Source organism: Flavobacterium algicola (genome assembly GCF_022399565.1).
GTDB lineage: Bacteria > Bacteroidota > Bacteroidia > Flavobacteriales > Flavobacteriaceae > Flavobacterium > Flavobacterium algicola.
This window is the reverse complement of sequence record NZ_JAJTUT010000003.1, coordinates 109984-127949: the sequence shown is the minus strand read 5'-3', so window position 1 is coordinate 127949 and position 17966 is coordinate 109984. Positions and strand designations below refer to the sequence as shown.

The 17966-nt window shown below is 35.5% G+C and carries 10 protein-coding genes; all 10 read right to left on the bottom strand.

Features of this window, described 5'->3' with window-relative positions; genetic code table 11:
- Positions 1 to 215 precede the first annotated feature (215 nt).
- The 10 genes from LXH21_RS11545 to LXH21_RS11500 all read right to left on the bottom strand — a co-directional run bounded on the left by LXH21_RS11545 (position 216) and on the right by LXH21_RS11500 (position 17960).
- Positions 216 to 1262: an SGNH/GDSL hydrolase family protein gene (locus LXH21_RS11545; protein ID WP_239865980.1), complete on the bottom strand. Its 1047-nt coding sequence runs from the start codon at positions 1260 to 1262 to the stop codon at positions 216 to 218.
- A gap of 141 nt (positions 1263 to 1403) precedes the next feature.
- On the bottom strand, positions 1404 to 2774 hold the full coding sequence (locus LXH21_RS11540; RefSeq protein WP_239865979.1) for an alpha-L-fucosidase: 1371 nt from the start codon (positions 2772 to 2774) through the stop codon (positions 1404 to 1406).
- A 129-nt stretch (positions 2775 to 2903) separates the two neighbouring features.
- Positions 2904 to 4427: a sulfatase family protein gene (locus tag LXH21_RS11535; RefSeq protein ID WP_239865978.1), complete on the bottom strand. Its 1524-nt coding sequence runs from the start codon at positions 4425 to 4427 to the stop codon at positions 2904 to 2906.
- A gap of 19 nt (positions 4428 to 4446) precedes the next feature.
- Positions 4447 to 6813, bottom strand: a complete 2367-nt coding sequence (locus LXH21_RS11530; protein WP_239865977.1) for a PDZ domain-containing protein — start codon at positions 6811 to 6813, stop codon at positions 4447 to 4449.
- Between the two features lie 35 nt (positions 6814 to 6848).
- Positions 6849 to 9638 (bottom strand): heparinase II/III domain-containing protein, encoded by a 2790-nt coding sequence (locus LXH21_RS11525; RefSeq protein ID WP_239865976.1) that lies wholly within the window; start codon positions 9636 to 9638, stop codon positions 6849 to 6851.
- Between the two features lie 10 nt (positions 9639 to 9648).
- Complete coding sequence (locus tag LXH21_RS11520; protein ID WP_239865975.1) at positions 9649 to 12321, bottom strand: hypothetical protein; 2673 nt, start codon at positions 12319 to 12321, stop codon at positions 9649 to 9651.
- Positions 12322 to 12500: 179 nt separating this feature from the next.
- Positions 12501 to 14036, bottom strand: coding sequence for a sulfatase family protein (locus LXH21_RS11515; RefSeq protein ID WP_239865973.1), 1536 nt, complete (start codon positions 14034 to 14036; stop codon positions 12501 to 12503).
- 298 nt (positions 14037 to 14334) lie between these two features.
- Entirely contained in the window at positions 14335 to 15801 is a 1467-nt protein-coding gene (locus LXH21_RS11510; protein ID WP_239865970.1) for a sulfatase-like hydrolase/transferase, read from the bottom strand.
- Positions 15802 to 15807: 6 nt separating this feature from the next.
- Complete coding sequence (locus tag LXH21_RS11505; protein WP_239865968.1) at positions 15808 to 16620, bottom strand: alpha/beta hydrolase; 813 nt, start codon at positions 16618 to 16620, stop codon at positions 15808 to 15810.
- Between the two features lie 17 nt (positions 16621 to 16637).
- Positions 16638 to 17960 (bottom strand): sugar porter family MFS transporter, encoded by a 1323-nt coding sequence (locus LXH21_RS11500; protein WP_239865966.1) that lies wholly within the window; start codon positions 17958 to 17960, stop codon positions 16638 to 16640.
- Positions 17961 to 17966 lie beyond the last annotated feature (6 nt).

Here is a 17966-nt window from a genome sequence, read left to right as displayed (position 1 = left end):
TATAAAAACAAGTTTTTTAAATATCATTAGCTGTTAAAATAGCGGGCTAACGACTTGCATCGAAATTGACTTTTCTCATAACAGTATTTAAAAAAAGTCAGGGTTTGCGTTTAGTTTCGATCCCTGACTTTTTTGCTTAGAATCCAAATAAAAAGAGCTCCAACTGTCGAGAAAAATTCTCGATAGTTGGAGCTTTATTAATTACATATAGCAAACTATTTCTTCTTTAAAGCTTTACTTATGGCATTTTGAACCAATGGTTCCATAATATCATAGCCCTTTGCATTGGGATGCACGGTATCTCTACCTATTTCTTCTTTCAATCCTTTATTTTTGTTTACCATTGGCGTATAATAATCTAAATAAATTAAATTATTCGATGACGCATATGATTTAATTAATTTATTAAGTGCTACAATTAACTCAGCAGGCTCAACAGATGGACTCCAAGAGTAACTACTAGCTGGCAGCACCGAAGCTAATATCACTTTGATATTATTTTGTTTGGCTAACTCTGCCATCGAAAAGATATTTTTAGCAATCTCTTCGACCTTCATAACACCTCTGTTCCCTGCAATGTCATTTGTACCTGCAGAGATGATTACTACTTTCGGTTTCAGATCGATTACATCTGGTCTAAATCTCAATAACATTTGAGACGATGTTTGCCCACTAATTCCTCTATTTACATAAGAAGGATTTGATTCGAAAAAAACACCGTGATCCCTAGTCCAATTGTCGGTAATTGAGTTACCAATAAAAACTACCCTATCTTCATTTTTAGAAGGTGCTTTCAAACTGGCATTCGCTTTTCTATAACGGTCAAAATTTGCCCAATCTTCTGTTGGTGTCAATTCAATTTTTATTACCGTTGCAACCTTATTTGGTGCCTCTGTTGGTAATGCTACAGTTAAGTTACCGTATATTAATTTGGTACTTAATTTTTTCTCTCCATAATTGAGGAAAGCTGTTCTAACTTTCATTTCTCTATCAATAATTAACTTTCCATCTGCTGGCCAGTTAAAAACATGTGCATAGACAAAATCTCCCTTTTGAGTGTAATATCCCCAGTTTGGTTTTTCGTAGGGAGCTATTGTTACTCCTTCAAAAGCTTCTTTATTATCTTTTGTCCATACAGCCATTTCTAGATAGTGCTCTGAATCTGATATTTTTTTCACTTCACCGCTCGTTTGCGCAAACACGGGACTAAATTGAACAACAGCTAGTAAAACGACTACTACTGACTTTTCGAATATTTTCATTTTCTTTTCTTTTCTACCATTTTTTTTAAAATAGTATCATTACTAAATTTCTAATCTATGATTCCTCAGCTTTCAATTTACGGAGTTTAGAGTAAAATGCACCTATTATTTATTACTAAATAGAGTTTTATAATAAGTATCTTATTTAGCCAACTCAATTTTAATAACTGTTACAGTAGCATCGGGTGCCAACATAGGAATGTCTAATAAAACCTCAGCAGAAGTAGCAATCGATTTCAAAACAGTGTTCGGATTTGTTAATACTGTTGCTTTTTTAATTTTGATTTCTTTGTTAAGTTTTAGTAATCCATCTTTTGGCCATTCAAATACATGTGCATACACTACTCCATCTTTTTTGGTATATCGACCCCACGAAGGTTTTTCGTAAGGACTTGCAGAAGCGCCATAAACAGCCTCTCCATTTTTCTTTGTCCACTCACCCATCGCTTCTAAACGTCTGATGCTTTCTGCCGGAAATCTTCCGAAACCATCAGGGCCTATGTTTAATAAAAAGTTACCTCCTTTTGATACAATATCTACTAATTTCTGAATTAAATCTTCACTACTTTTCCATTTGTTATCAGATGGTTTATAGCCCCAAGTTCCGTTCATAGTCATGCAAGCTTCCCAATCTGTGTCAATTCCCGTATCTGGAATCTCTTGTTCTGGAGTACCAAAATCACCTGCAAATTGACCTGGCTTATTATTCATTCCGTCCATACCGGTTCTTCCTTTATCTACTCTATTGTTCACAATAGTGTTGGGCTGAATGTCACGGATGTATTTGTAAAGGTCCTTACCCATCTCTGTGGTATAATCTGAAATCCAATCACCATCAAACCATACAACACCTATATCACCATAGTTCTTCAACAATTCACCCACTTGAGGCTTCATGTAATTTTGATAATATTTTGGGAAATCAGGATTAACAACTGATGGGTCATCATGCTGAGAAATGTTATAGTTTGGATACAAATTTCCTTGCGCTTGTGGATGATGCCAATCTACTATAGAGTAATACAAACAGAATTTTATGCCTTGTTTTTTACAAGCTTCTGCTAGTTCCTTAACAATATCACGCTTAAAAGGTGCTGTATCCATGATGTCATATTTAGACACCTTCGAATCCCAAAGTGCAAATCCTTCATGATGCTTTGAAGTAAGTACGATATACTTCATCCCTGCATTTTTTGCCATAGTCACCCAAGCATCCGCATCAAATAATTGCGGATTGAACATTTTAGGAAACTTCTCGTAATCTTCGATTGTATAATCTAATTTATCCATTGCCCATTCTGCACCACCGCCTGCGATTTTTGTACCACGTTCTCCACCAATTATAGAGTAAGCACCCCAGTGGATAAACATTCCAAATTTTGAATCGCGCCACCACGCCATACGCTCATCATCTGAAAGTTTGTCTTTTTGTGATTTGTTTTGAGCAATACCTGTATTTACATTTAATATTGTAACTAATATCAGAATACTTAACCTTTGTACTATCTTCATCTTATGCTTTTTTATATCTATTTTTAATTTGTATTAATAGTAATTTCTTTTTTGGCTTGATTTCTCATAACAAAAATTCGGTAAGGAATACTATTAGACTTTTCACTTTGATTATTTATTGTTTACATCTTATTTGTATTTGTCTAACATATTTTGCATTTCTTTCACTACATCAGGGTATTTTAAATACAGGTTAGTAGTTTGTGAAATATCATCTTTAAGATTATAAAGTTGTGCTGGAGGTGCCTCATTTTTAATTTTTCCATTTTCGATATCGGTATTAAATTCTTCTGCAAAAGATATAGCCGCAGGACCTCCAAAACCATGTGTGCCTTGCTTATTAGAAGTAAAACCTCCACCTCCTTTAGCACCTACATACAACCATTTCCCTTTTCGAATGGCAAGATGAGAACGGTTTTTAGGAGCCAAAAGCAGTTCATTTCTTATTTGCTTATTTGTTTGTCCTGTAATTACTCCTAACATATTTCTACTATCCTGTCCTTGCCCTTTAGCTAATTTCTGCCCAGTAAGTGCTGCGAAAGTGGCAAGCATATCTACATTGCAAATTAACTGATTAGATACCTCTCCCCCTTTTATTTTACTAGGCCAATGAGCGATTAATGGAATGCGATTGCCACCTTCCCAAGCATCAAACTTAAACCCCAACAAATTACCGTTCATTTTATGCCCTTGTATCCAAGCATTTTGTCCAGTGGCATTAAACATTCCTCCATTGTCACTGGTGAATATTACCAAAGTATTTTCAGCTACTCCCATTTCTTTTAAAGTCTGCATGACCTCACCAACAATCCAATCCAACTCATGAACAAAGTCTCCATACAAGCCACATCCGCTCGTACCTACAAATTGTGGTGCTGGTGTAAAAGGATGGTGGATATTGGTTGTAGCAAAATATAGAAAGAATGGTTTATCTTTTTGCTCTTTCATCCAACCGAGTGCTTTATCTTTTAAATGAATACCAACTTCTTCATCAACATATAGTGCATGCGCCTTATCTGCTCCTCCAATATCATCTAAATTCATTTTCTCGAAAATTTCTTTTGTTTTGGCTTTTTTTCCGTACACAAATGGGTCGTCCTCTGTAAGTCCAACTACATTATGATTTTCAACATATACAAAAGGAGGATGACTATTCACAACAGGAACACCGTAGTAATAATCAAAGCCTAATTCATTAGGACCAGGAGCTAGTTTTTTATTCCAGTCTACTGGCTTTGCTGTTCCAAAACCAAGATGCCATTTTCCAATGCATGCTGTTGTGTAACCTACTTTTTTTAGTAATGAAGCCAATGTTTCCTTTTCGGTATCTATTACTAGTTTGTCTTTAAGAAAAATAGGATTATATAAATTTCCTTGCCTAACAGGATATTCTCCTGTAAGTAGTGCATATCGTGATGGCGTACAAACAGAAGAGGCTGAATGCGCATCTGTAAACATTCGTCCTTCCTTTGCTAATTTATCAATGTTTGAAGTTTGTAATTTTGTTGCTCCATAACAACCTAAATCACCATAACCAAGATCATCCGCATTGATCAGCACAATGTTAGGGAGTTCTTTGTTTTCTTGTGCAAAGCTTACTTGACCTAATAGAATTACAACACAAAATCTTAAAATATTCTTCTTACAGTCCATAATTTTGTGTTTTAAATTGTTATTTTGTGTTAATTGTTAATTTCATTTCAGATTGATTTCGCATAATGACCAAGTCCAATGTATCTTCCTTATTTTCGACATTGATTGTAAAAAAATCTTTTACGGTAGCCACTTTTTTATTTGCTGCTTTTAAAATGACATCACCTTTTTTGAGACCATCATTTTTTACTGCAGGACTATTGTTCCATATTCGTACTATGATGACTCCTTCTGGAGAATTCAATCCGTATGCTGATTGCTCTTGTTCTGATTCTACGCTTTTGATGTTATTTCGTAACCAAGAAACCTCAGCATTCTGAGCCGCTTTTGTTTCTGAAGCACTTTTTATTACTGGTACTTCTGGCGTTTTGGCGATCGCTTTTAAACTTGGTTTCTGAACCCCAAATTGATCCATTGGAAAGTTTTTAAAACCGATTTTTAAAGCTGGTGAATTTGCTGCGACAGAAAAATCTAGTGCTGCAGAATTTACAAACATAGGAGATCCGTAAGCACTGTGAAGATCTCTATTATAAATTTGCGATTTCATCATTGCCACTTCTGTTGCAAAAAAATTATAATCCAATTCTTTTCCCCAGCCCAATAAACCTACATCTTGATAAGTGTCTGCTATAATATTATTTTTAAAAACGTCTTCACTATTGGCAAACCAAACATGTGGATGCAGCGAATTATTGACTATAATGTTATTTTCTGCAACACGATTAAAACCTTCACGCAATTTAAGACCACTGTTGAGTAATAAATTGTTATAAATATGATAATTGGAAGAACCGTCGTCTAAGTCAATATCCCAACCATGATCACAGCGAAAGCGATTGTTACGTATAATCGTTGTTTTGATAGCATCTAGTAAATACATATCTGGCCTTGCAGTTGTAAGACTGTCCATTACATTGCGCTTTGGGTGCCAGAATCGGTCTCTACCCCAAGAGTTAAATGAACCGTGATCGCTAGTTTCTAGAACTGTATTGAATACATCGTTGAATTCGAGTACGTGACCACCCCAAGTTCCGTCACCAATATTAATACCTGCTCTTGGAACATCATAAATACTATTGTGACGCACGACAATATCCATTGCCATCGAAATCTGCACACCCGCTGTTTGTTTTTCGATTCTACCTATTCTATAGATTAAATTATCAGCTACCAAACATTCACGAGGATACAATTCGTTTTTAGGTCCAGCTACAGAATCCATATCTGCTACCGGAACAAATTGAGCATAATTAAAAGAAGGAGAACGTACTGCAGAAGCATCACCAATAAAAGATATAGCACTTGCTCCACAGTCATGAATATGATTCCCTTTTACCTTTAATCCTTTGTTGTATTTGCTTGCCATGATTACATTACCACCCAATTTTTTAAATTCGCTATCCTCTATTTTACAATTCTCGGTACCTTCAAAAAACAATACACTTCCTCTGTAAATTGTCCAATCACTTCGCAGCAGAGGTTCAAATTTCTCCATGAAAGTGCGGTTTGTATTTTCGAAAGTGATATTTGATATGCTAACATTCCTCACTGGATTATCTAGTGTTCCCACCACTAGCAGTAACTCCTTTAAAACCAAAACTTCAAATTTTGAACTACTAATAGAAATTCCCTTTGCCGGCCAATAATAGAGTTTGTTTTTGTCTTTGTCCAAAAACCATTCTCCTGGACTGTCTAATTCTTCAAAAACATTTTCTACCATACGGTATTCTTCATGCGGCTTAGATCCTCTATTATTTTGCTGACCACCTTCTAAAATTGCTTCTCCTTTGGCATCAACTCCTGTCACCACCCAATGAAAACCTCCCCATTTACCACTGTGAAGAGCATTAAAATAAGCTCCTTTTGGATTCTTCCATGATGATACTCTGTCTTTCGAGAGCGCATCTGCTGCATATCCCTGCCAATATTGAGCTTGCTCATCATAGTTGGGATATCTTGCTAGAATTTGTGATTGATCATTGACAATTAATTGATCAAAATTTGAGTTTGGGGGAACAGTTGTAACAAAAATATTTTCATTGTATTTTTCCCATTTTGTTGGTAGAATGCTTGATCCTTTTAAAAATACCTCAGACGCACTTGTACCCTTAATTGTAATCCCACTCAAAATGGCAGGTATCGTGATTGCTTCAGTCAAATGATATTCACCAGGAAGTATATTAACGACAATACTAGCTTTAGCATCTTCTTGTTTTAACTGTTTTGATTTCTTGATAGCTTCACCGAGGGTTGCAAACGGCTTCTGTTTACTACCATCACTACTTGTTGTCGCTTTTTTTGATACAAAAAGTGCAATACTTTGTGCTTGCATAAAGCACGAGAAGAGCAGGGCAATTACTGTTGTGTAGAATTTGGTTTGTTTCATTATCCTTTGGTTATTATCGAATTGATTTGTTTGATTTAAAATACAATTACTACTTTATCATACGCTTTACTTAATCTAAAATCGATTTGCTCCGGGTTGGAACGACTTGGAATTCCTTGTCTTGTTTCGATTAATGTATCATTTTCATAAATCCTTAATTCTGCCGTTTTTTTACCTTTATAAAATGGAACTTTCATTACAACTGGACCATCATTTTGAATTACAAATTGATTCTCCTCATTTTCTACAGACATTGTTATAGGAGTTCCGGCAGCGATAATTTCCCATCCATCTTGTATAAATTTAGACATACCAGATAAAAAAAGAAAATCCATTATTTTGGCATCAGGTGTCTTTCTTGTAATTGACAGCAATCCTAATTGATAAAAATCTCCTTCTTCTACCTCATCTCGATCAGATGTAGTTGCAATTATTTTATCTCTTGTTTCCTTATCATCCAAGGTTAGTTCGATAACTTGAACATTGGGATTACTTTTTAAAGAAGCGTATTCAACAGTAGTAATAGGATTTTTTTCTCCTTCAAGATAAGGGTTAAAAACAATAGCAAAAGGTTGTTCCCAAGCGGCTGCATCTCTTTTTACTACCAGAGTTGGCACTTTTGCTTCTACTAAATCTGCAGGAGCTGTTCCTTTGCTTAATGCATTTGACTTTGGGCTCTTTACGCTATAAATAGTTTGATTTTCATTTCCTTTAATCCATAATTTCATGAAACTATTTTGCTTGTCTTTGATAGAAAAAACGGCTTGAATATCTTGAGCTGTTTTTACTTTCTTTTTATCTTCAAAATAATCATATCCTTTTATATCACCATATTTAGTGCTCAACTCATCTGTACTATTAAGCGAAATTAATTTGTTGTTTGAATCGAATATATCAAGTGACTGACCAATATTGTGGTAAAAATATTCATGCTTCTGTTTGCCGTCTTGTTGCTTTTTAGATCTAAAAATATCGATTATATAAGGCTTTTGAGTTTTTGATTTTATAACGGCCGTCAAACGTTGTTGATCTGCATTAGTCTGTGGCTCTAGAAACGAAACTTTTGATAAGGTCACTTTATCAAAAATAGATGTCATTCCCGATTTTGGAAAACTATTGTCTAATGAAAAAGGATGGTAACTTCTCATAGCGCTATAATCTGATTTTCCGTCAACTGCAACTGTGTTGTGAGCTGGAAATCGTGAGTAAAATTCTCTATGTGCTTCATTCCAGTAACTAGGTCCTTTACCCATATCGGGACCTATTGCATAATTGTTTGCAAACAATTCTATAGCGATACCATTTGCATGTGCATGATTACCATATGATCCCACGGTGGAAACCATCACGGCATCAGACCCTTTTCCCATGCGCTGGTTGAACATGCTCACATTGGGTGCATAAAAGGTTGGCGAAATAAGTTGAATACTGCTGCTTGCTCCCGAACTATTTTTCTGTAGTTCATCAACATAAAAAAACAAATCAAAATAATCTGATGCTTTTCTGGTATATAATTTATCCGCAATCATTTTGTCTAAAATACTCGAGATCAAAACCTCTTTTTCTTTCTGAGTGTATTTTTTATAGTTCGAAATTAATAATTCAAAATTTTCTGGAGGTAGTATCGAATGGTGTGAATCTCCAAAACCAAGCAGATATCCACTAGGGAACAAATATTGAAAAGAAGCCAAAGCAGCCTTTTCGATAATAGGAACATTTAAGAACTCATTGTTATTTGTCGTATGATCCAATAATGTGAAAATCCTTAAAAGTGTCGTAATTACATGCACTGAATAAGATGGAGATTCTGGCCAAATACCCGTCTCTTCATCATAAACCAAAAGAGATTCTTTAACCGCCAATTGTCGTTCTGTTGACTCATCAAAGGTATATTTTAGGAAATATTCACTTCCTTTACCATTTTTATAAGTATCATTTTTATCTAAAACTATTCCGATATAGGTTAAAAATCGAGCTTGAAATAAATTCCAGTTGTTATCTGGAATACCGTTTACTATAATTTGATCTCCCCATTTTTGAAAAACAGCAACAGAATGGTCCAAATTATTATTGTTCGCTTTTAGATAAGTATACAGAAAGTCATATGAAGTTACTAAGGGAACAACAATTCCTTCATGAATCACCTCAAAAGTTGCAAGACCAGAAATACGTGCTTGATCTGATTTCTTCAAATCAACAGGTGCTTCTCTATAGTACATCCCTTCCATATATTTTAAAAATACAGGAGCTGCAAATTTTGCATATTTCTCATCACCCGTCAACCAATATAAAAATGCGGCATCTTCAACCAGTCCCATTATTTCTTCGTTGGTTTTTTCTATAGCAAAACCTGCTTTAGATGGATGTGTCCATTCCATTTTCTTGGTTTTATTATTTTTCAAATACAAACCTCTAGGATCATCCAAATACGGTTGTACGTCCTCTAATTTTGGTCTCGAATAATCAGATGCCCAATCACGTGTCCCAGAATACCTCACTGTAGGCACTGGTGCACTACCAGATGAGTAGGCAAATTCGCCACTGTTAAGAAACACTTTATCATGCTTGGTATTCCAGTTCATTTGCAACCTAGAAACCAACCAGTTCGGATTTTGTTGCCATAACTTCAAGTACTTTTCTAACTTTTGCTTTTTTGCATCAACAAACTCTTTCTTCCAAGAAACCTTATCAATAGATTGAATGAAATCATTCTTTGCAGCATTTGTTGTGTACACTCTTGGGTGTACGCTGTTTTGCGCTAGTGTTCCAACGGTATTCAATAAAAAATAAGATGTTATTACTACCAAAGAGATTTTTATTTTCATTACCTGTGTTTTATTTTATTTGAATATTATAAGCTGCTGGATATTTTTTAGATTCGCCTTTGTAAAGCTGAATTCTAACTTCCTTATCTGAGGAATAATAATATTTGCCATTTTCGATTCTTAACTCAGCAGAAACAGCATCACCAACCGCTTCTATTGTATGCCCGCCCTTTTGTAGTAATTTACCTTTACCTAAATATAAATATTCAAAATCATTATTCTTTTCTGAAACGATTCCAAATACCCCTCTGAATTTTAAATCTTCAACAGGCTCATACAGTTTGTCATCGGTAGCATTACAAATATATTGCTTGCTTTTTTTGGAATTAACTAGCAGACTTACAAAACTGTCTGAACTGCTTAATTTTGAAATCGAATTAATATCTTTTTTATCAGTTTCGAATGATTCAAAAACAGCTACAAAAGGATGCTTTTCAGCATTATTATTGTTTTGTCGCACGATTAGAGTTGGCGTCATTTGCGGACTTTTATTTACTTGTCCCGGTGTAATATCTGCCAAAAATGTTGTCGGTGGTGCATCTACGGTGTAAACTACTCTATTCTCCTGCCCCATCATCCACATACTGGTATGTATTGCGGGATTTGTTGTAGTGATAGACCAAGTAGCATTAAGATCTTTAGAATAATTTATCTTCTGTTGGTTCTTAAAAAAAGAATATGCTTTGTCATATTTTGTGCCCAAATCAGCCGCGCTGTTTAATTTTAAATTAGTGTTTGCATCATCTTTTAAAACAATAGCATTCCCCAAATTGTGATGTATGTAATCATTATCTGCTTGATTGGATCTGAAAATATCAACATAGTAACCTGTAGTTTCTGAGGTACGTACCATGGCAACCAGGCGACGTTTTTCGGCTGCTGAAAAATCAGCAAAAGAAATATTGGCTGACGTTTCTGTACTGTTGTACAATCCTTCATTAACATCTACAGCTGGATCCATCGCATTGATTATTAGTTCCCCTTCTTTATAACCTGGTAAAATAGTATTGCTACCAGTAATTCCTCGGTGGTATTCTGAATCTGATGACCAATAGGACTCGTAGGCAGATGCATCTGGTGCTAATGCCCAACCTTGTCCGTAAAATTGCATTGCCAAACCATTTTCTGCTAAATGGCTACCTTTTTTTCCGCCATAAAGCGTAAACATTAAACCATTTTTTTCACTATTTCCATTCTTCATTATGAGATGTCTGTGGAAGGGTGAATAAGCAGTTCTTCGAAAAGGTAAATCACTACCCGAATCGGGTAAAGATTGGTTCAATACAATTCCTTTCCACGATACACTGTTACGATCATACTCACCCGATTGCATTCCTTTTCGAATAACGGTTGCCATCTCCTTTGCTTTCACTGTATCTCCTGTCCACGTATAGTATGTTAGCAAAGATTCAAACGAAGATATGTTTGCAGGACCGCCACGCATATCGCCAAAAACCACCAAATTACCGCGTGCATCCAGCCAACCTAAATTTGCCAATGCAGCTTTTGAAATTATTGGATTTCCTTCCAAAGTATTGATACCTGATTTAAACAATTCAAGTCCCATGTCTAAAACAATCGGAATCATGCTCGAAGCATAGCCTGGTGACTCTGGCCATAATCCTGTCTTTTTATCATAATAATCCATTATTTCTGGCAAAGCAGCTGTATAATCAGAGGATTTCTGGGTGTAAAGCGGAATGTAATATTCTCTCCCTTTTCCGTCTTTGTAAAAATCGTTGGGTTCTAATATTAACATGCTACCTAGAATATTTTTGTATCTATTTACGTTCCAGTTCCCTTTTTTACCTCCTCTTATAAGTCCTAGATCAATGAAACGTTTGAACACTGTTCCTGCTACTTCTGTCGTCGATTTTTTTAAGGTTTTTAAATGTTGGTGAGGGTGTGTGTTTAAGTAACTATATAAAAAATCGTAGGTTGCCGACGCTGGAATTTGTAAATCATCATGAATTACTTCGTAATCGTAATAACCTAAAATACCTCCCGGTTTGTAGCCGCCGTATCCTTTGCTTGATTTTTCAGGATCCAAAGGTGGATTCATATAATAAGTCCCCAATAACCATGTCCAAAAAATATCAGAAGAAAACTTGGCATATTTTTCATCTTGCGTGATGTAATAAGCAAAAGCGGCTTTTTCTGCCAGTTCTAATATTTCTATATTATTGCCACGAATCATATGGCCCGACTTTTTATAAGGAACCAAAACTGGTGTTTTATCAGCACTTGAACGACTGATACCCAACAAATCTCCAGATTCATTATACGGAATTCTATCTTCAAGAGGTACGTTAACATACTCGTTCCACGTACGCATACCAGGTAAACGTACCGTGGGAACGGGTGCATTACCCTCCCCATAGTCCCAATTTTCATCTTTTATGTAACATTGTGTGAAGTGAGAATCTGACTTCCAGTACATCGCTAACCTAGATACAATCCATGCCGAATCTTTAACATGGCGATTCACATAAGGATTGATTTCACTCAGCAATTTATTCCAAGAGGATTTGGCCCAATCTTCTTTTTCTATCTTTTGTATTAAGTCTGTTCTATCTTTATGCTCTACCAACAATCGAGGATGATTGTCTGAATTTTGAGCATGCACATTGATCACTGCAACAAACAATGAGAAAAATAAAGTGATGTGTTTTGAAATTTTCATTAAACGCTTATTTTTTGTTTTAACTCACTGTCAAAACAACTTTTCGTAAATATTTTTATGTGATTTAATCGTTTGATTGTAGTACTTAAAAATGCATGCAAAAAGTATTTTTAAGCACATTCCTTATTTTTTCTCATTCGAAAAAAAAATAACGAAATTACATTTCTACCATCTAAACATTAATATTGATCTGGATGCTCGTAATCACCGATACGATGAAATACATTACGCTTTAATGGGATTTGCATACCGTTTGTGTTTTCTAACCAGTCGTATAAGCTATTTGCATATTCTTTGATCAGTGGTTGCAACTCTGGCTTATCTATTAAATTAACTAGTTCGTTTGGATCATTTTCAAGATCATACAATTCATTAGTATCCCAGATTCCATTATATCTTATGTATTTGTATTTGTCTGTACGTACTCCAAATACAGTTGGTGTCATTGGAAAATCATATTCAAAATAGTATTCGTAAAATATCTTTTCTCTCCAATTGGTTTCGTCCCCTTTTAATAACTGGATAAATGACTTACCTGGCATGTAAGCTGGCTTTTGTAAACCTGCCGCTTCTAGAACTGTTGGAGCAATATCTACGTTTTGAACCATACGTTCGATCGTTTGTCCTCCTTCAAAAACTTCTGGACAACGCACTAACATAGGAACTTTTACCGACTCTTCGTAGAAATGGCGTTTATCAATCAATCCGTGTTCTCCCCAACTAAAACCGTTATCTCCCATATAGACAATCATGGTCGATTCATCAAGTCCGTTTGCTTTTAACCAGTCCATTATAGTTCCTACACTATCATCTACTCCCATCAAGGTTTCACAATAACGTTGTACTAAATCATCGAAAGTTCCGTCGGCAGTACCGTGGTACATATAATCCACACCATGCCAGCTGTCACGCTGTCTTTTTACCCAATCTGGCCAGTTTAACTTTTTGTATTCTGACCCAATTGTTTGTGTATAGCTATCTGGTTTATCGATTTTCTTACCTGCATACATACCTGCATGACGCTTGGCCGGAAAAAACATTGCGTGTACTGCTTTATGGGATAAATACATAAAAAATGGTTTCTCTTTATCTCTTTTGTCCAACCAGTCAACTGCATGTTCGGTTAATAAATCGGTAACATAGGTTTCATCATCGTACTGCACATTTTTACCGTTGATGTTTAAATTTGGTGCGTAGTAATCTCCTTGACCTGCAAAACTTTCCCAATGGGTAAAACCTGGTCGTGGATTGTCATTATGATCTCCCATGTGCCATTTACCAAAAAAAGAGGTTTGATATCCCGCTTTTTGAAGATACTCAGGAAAGTAAGTTAAGTTACCAGGATCTGGTGCCACATTGTCGACTATGGTATGTACATGCGAATACTGCCCCGTTAATATACTTGCACGACTTGGTGAGCATAGAGAAGTTGTCACAAAGGCATTTTTCATATGTGCTCCTTCTTTGGCCATTCGATCTAAATGAGGTGTTTTTAACCACGGCACTTTACCCGTAAAACCCATGAAATCATAACGATGATCATCTGTCAAAATGAATATAACATTGCGTTTTTTAGCTCCTTTTACCGTTTCCAATTTTAAAGAGGCTTTTTTTGTCGAGGCTGTTTGTGCTGTCCCATTTTGAGAAAAAGTAAATAGGGCGACAGTAAACAAACTTAATAGAACTCTATTTGAACGTATGGCGGTTGGTTTCATTTTATTGTTTTTTTGGTTTTTATAGTTTTGGTTTTTCTTAATCTCAAAAAAATGATTGGATTTACTAGGTGCAATTTTTACTTCTTTAAAATTAGTTCTCTATTGCTCTTCTGTAATGGAGTTTTCAACTTTTAATATGGACAAATAGCTATAAAAATCGGGATCTCTTTATTAAAGTTCCAAACGGGATGCTAATAGTACTTTATAAACTACATTTCCTTTAAAAACAGCAGTTAAGTAGAAGCAATTACAATATTCATTGTAGTATATCTTTGCATATTATTTTTATTCTTTTGATTTATTCTTTTGGTCGTACCCATACATGGCTTCCTGCCAATAATTCTTGGTATTGAATATTCATGTCTTTTTTCATTTGTTCGAAAAGGACTTGATTCTTAGCCGATAAATCTTTCGATTCTTTGACATCATCTTTCAAATTAAACAAAACATAATCTGTCAATTTTGCACTTTTTATATATGCTTCGTTTCCATCATACAGATTATGAAAATTAGGTACTGCTGCATTATCTACTTCTAATCGAGCCATAATTTTCCAGTCGCCTTTTCTCATTGCAACCATTCGCTCATTTATAGCATCATAAAATGCCCATAAAAGAGGTTTTTTTCTTTCGAAATTTCCTTTTTTTAATAAGGAGGTAAAAGATTGACCGTCTAAAGTTCTGTCAGGCAAAGTAGCGCCTGCTAACTCGGCAAATGTGGGTAGAAAATCAAGTGCAGAAACAATTTTATCTGATGTGCCTGAAATCGTTTTACCGCCAACCCAATTCATGATACATGGCACTCTAAAACCAGCTTCGTTGGTCCATAACTTCATACCTTTTAATTCTCCAGGCGAACCATAAGAATGTTTGGCTTTATCACCATATCTCATAAGCGTTTCGGGTCCGTTATCTGATGTGAAAACAACTAAAGTATTATCAATTTTATTTTTTTCTAAATAAGCAATCAAACGACCTACAGCTAGATCAACATTTCCTACGTTGGCAAAATATTCTGCTTGTTCTCTGGTTTTTGCAAGAGGTAGATATTTTTGAACTAAATCTTCAGGAGAAGCAATGGGCTCATGAGGTTCATGAAAAGCAACTTCTAGGAAAAAAGGCTTATTGGTAGTTCTCTTATCCAACCATTGCATCGCTTCACTTACAATTATCTGACTACTAAATCCTGTTATCTCTCCAACTTTATCTCCATTTCGAATAAAATTACTTGGATTTTCATGACTAGGAACAGCATTATTATGCGTTGCCATCCAATAGTCAAAACCAAAGTCATTGGGCTGTGGTTGCTCTTTCGAATTGAACTTTGAATTACAATGCCACTTCCCTACCAAGCAAGTCGCGTATCCTGCCGACTTTAAAACCGCCGGAATGGTTTGCTCACTAGCTTGCAGGTGTACCAAATCTCGATTGTCTTCGCTCTTCTTAGGACCCGGAATAAAGTCATATACACCAGCACGGTTAGGGCTACGACCCGTCAGAAGTCCCACTCTCGACGGTGAACAAACGGGAGCAGTGGAATAAAAATTGGTCAACTTAATGCCCGACTTTGCAAGTTTATCCAAATTTGGCGTCTTAATGATAGGATGCCCAAAAGAAGACAAATCTCCGTACCCTAAATCATCACATAGAAGTAAAATGATGTTGGGTTGTTGCTTGTCTCTTTTTACTTGCGCATACAAATTAATTGTGCTGCAATAAATTAAACCTACCGCTATCAATGAAATTTTGAGTGCTCTGCTATTCATTTGTATTTAGTCTTTAAAAAATTCTTTAAAAAAAAGCATCTGATATTTAATTGAATTACTCCAATAGTTATTGGTATGTCCTCCTGGACGTTCAATATAATCATGAGGAATATTTCGTTCTACTAATTTTTGATGTAGTCTAAGGTTTGCATCATAAAAGAAATCATCTACACCACAGTCAAAAAGAAATTTTAGATTTTTACCATCCAATAAGTGAGTCATATTTATCACGGTGTTGTTCTCCCAAACTTCTTTATTTTGTGCATAAACTCCAAGCCTTCTTGAAATTTCCCAGCTTAGAGGGAAAGGTCTTATGTCTACACCACCACTCATACTAGCGGCTACCCCCCAAATATCTTGATGCTTAAATGCTAGATACAATGCCCCGTGTCCACCCATGCTATAGCCCGAAATTGCTCTGTGCTTTTTATCGGCAAGAGTATTGTATTCTTTGTCGACGGTTGTAATCAATTCTTGTGTAATGTATGTTTCATATTGCATTTTTTTGTCAATAGGACTGTCAAAATACCAACTGGTCTTATTACCGTCAGGACAAACAATAATCACATTGTACTGGTCTGCATATGCTCTAATATCGGGTGCTTTTTCTAACCAAGCTTTATGATCTCCGCCCGCACCATGCAGCAAATATACTACTGAATAAGCCGCCGCTTTTTTATTGTAAGCATCGGGAAGAATGACTACATTTTTTATTTTTTTATCCATAGATTTACTATGCACCATAAGCGTATCAACACTTGATGCTTGCATAGTAATTGTAAATAAAACACAAAATGCAATGTTTATTATATTTTTCATTCTCTGTTAATTATAATTTATTTTAGAATAATTTCTTCTAATTCTTCTAGTGTTTTTCCTTTTGTTTCTGGCATGAAGAAAGCTACAAATAATAATTGAAAAACCATCATTCCTGCAAAAACCATGAAAACAACTCCTGGCCCAATCATTGGATGACTAAATAAAAATGGAATTAATGATGGAATAAGTGCCGCCAATACCCAGTGGGTGGAGCTACCAAATGCTTGACCCGACGCTCTCAAATGATTTGGGAAAATCTCTGAAATAAAAACCCAAATTACTGCTCCTTGACCAATGGCATGCGCTGCGATAAATAAAAACAAGAAAACTGGAATTGCCATTCCTGTCCAACCCAAAAAGAAGGCGGCAGACACTAGACTTAAAGAAATAATATAACCTATCGAGCCGATATACATCAATGTTTTTCTACCTAATTTATCAATCAGAAACACTCCTAATAAGGTAAATATTAAATTTGTAACACCAATACCAATACTACTCAATAAAGCTGTGCTTTCTCCTAATCCTGCCGCCTCAAAAATTCTTGGTGCGTAGTATAAAAAAGCATTAATACCAGAAAACTGATTGAAAAATGCAATAAAAAAAGCTAGCATTAATGGAAAACGGTATTTTTTTATAAAAATAGTTTCTGTCTTATCGCTTTTCTCATTGTGAACATTAAATTCTCTTATTTGCTCTTCTACATCCATATCTGGATTAATGATTTTTAAAACTTCTCTTGCTTCATCAACTCTTGATTGTGATAATAACCATCTTGGACTTTTTGGAACTTTTAATGCAAACAAAATATATAAAACCGCCGGAATAGCTTCTACTCCTAGCATCCAACGCCATGCATTTTCTCCTATATCACTTAATAAATAATTGGACAAATAAGCTATTAAAATTCCGAAAACGATATTAAATTGATACATAGCTACCAATCTCCCTCTGTCTTTTGCTGGAGCAATTTCTGAGATATACGCTGGAGCCGCAATTGTAGAAGCACCTACTCCTAGACCACCAACAAAGCGTGCAAAAGCAAAAAAGTAAGGTCCGTTGGCAAAACCAGAACCCAATGCAGAAAGAGCAAATAAAATCCCGATAACAATTAAGGTGTTTTTACGACCATATTTATTGGTAGGTATTCCTCCAAAAATGGCTCCTACTACTGTTCCCCATAATGCCATACCCATCACTACCCACCCGTGAAAAGAATCAGAAGACCCCCATAAGGCTTGCAGTTTTTTGTCGGCACCTGAAATGACTACTACATCAAATCCAAATAAAAACCCTGCAAGTGCCGCAGTGATTGACCAGAGTAAAATTTTCTTATTCATATTCTA

Coding starts and splice junctions, on each gene's coding strand:
- LXH21_RS11545 (WP_239865980.1), bottom strand. CDS start 1,262: ATGAAAATATTCGAAAAGTCAGTAGTAGTCGTTTTACTAGCTGTTGTT.
- LXH21_RS11530 (WP_239865977.1), bottom strand. CDS start 6,813: ATGAAACAAACCAAATTCTACACAACAGTAATTGCCCTGCTCTTCTCG.
- LXH21_RS11515 (WP_239865973.1), bottom strand. CDS start 14,036: ATGAAACCAACCGCCATACGTTCAAATAGAGTTCTATTAAGTTTGTTT.
- LXH21_RS11500 (WP_239865966.1), bottom strand. CDS start 17,960: ATGAATAAGAAAATTTTACTCTGGTCAATCACTGCGGCACTTGCAGGG.
- LXH21_RS11505 (WP_239865968.1), bottom strand. CDS start 16,620: ATGAAAAATATAATAAACATTGCATTTTGTGTTTTATTTACAATTACT.
- LXH21_RS11540 (WP_239865979.1), bottom strand. CDS start 2,774: ATGAAGATAGTACAAAGGTTAAGTATTCTGATATTAGTTACAATATTA.
- LXH21_RS11520 (WP_239865975.1), bottom strand. CDS start 12,321: ATGAAAATTTCAAAACACATCACTTTATTTTTCTCATTGTTTGTTGCA.
- LXH21_RS11525 (WP_239865976.1), bottom strand. CDS start 9,638: ATGAAAATAAAAATCTCTTTGGTAGTAATAACATCTTATTTTTTATTG.
- LXH21_RS11510 (WP_239865970.1), bottom strand. CDS start 15,801: ATGAATAGCAGAGCACTCAAAATTTCATTGATAGCGGTAGGTTTAATT.
- LXH21_RS11535 (WP_239865978.1), bottom strand. CDS start 4,427: ATGGACTGTAAGAAGAATATTTTAAGATTTTGTGTTGTAATTCTATTA.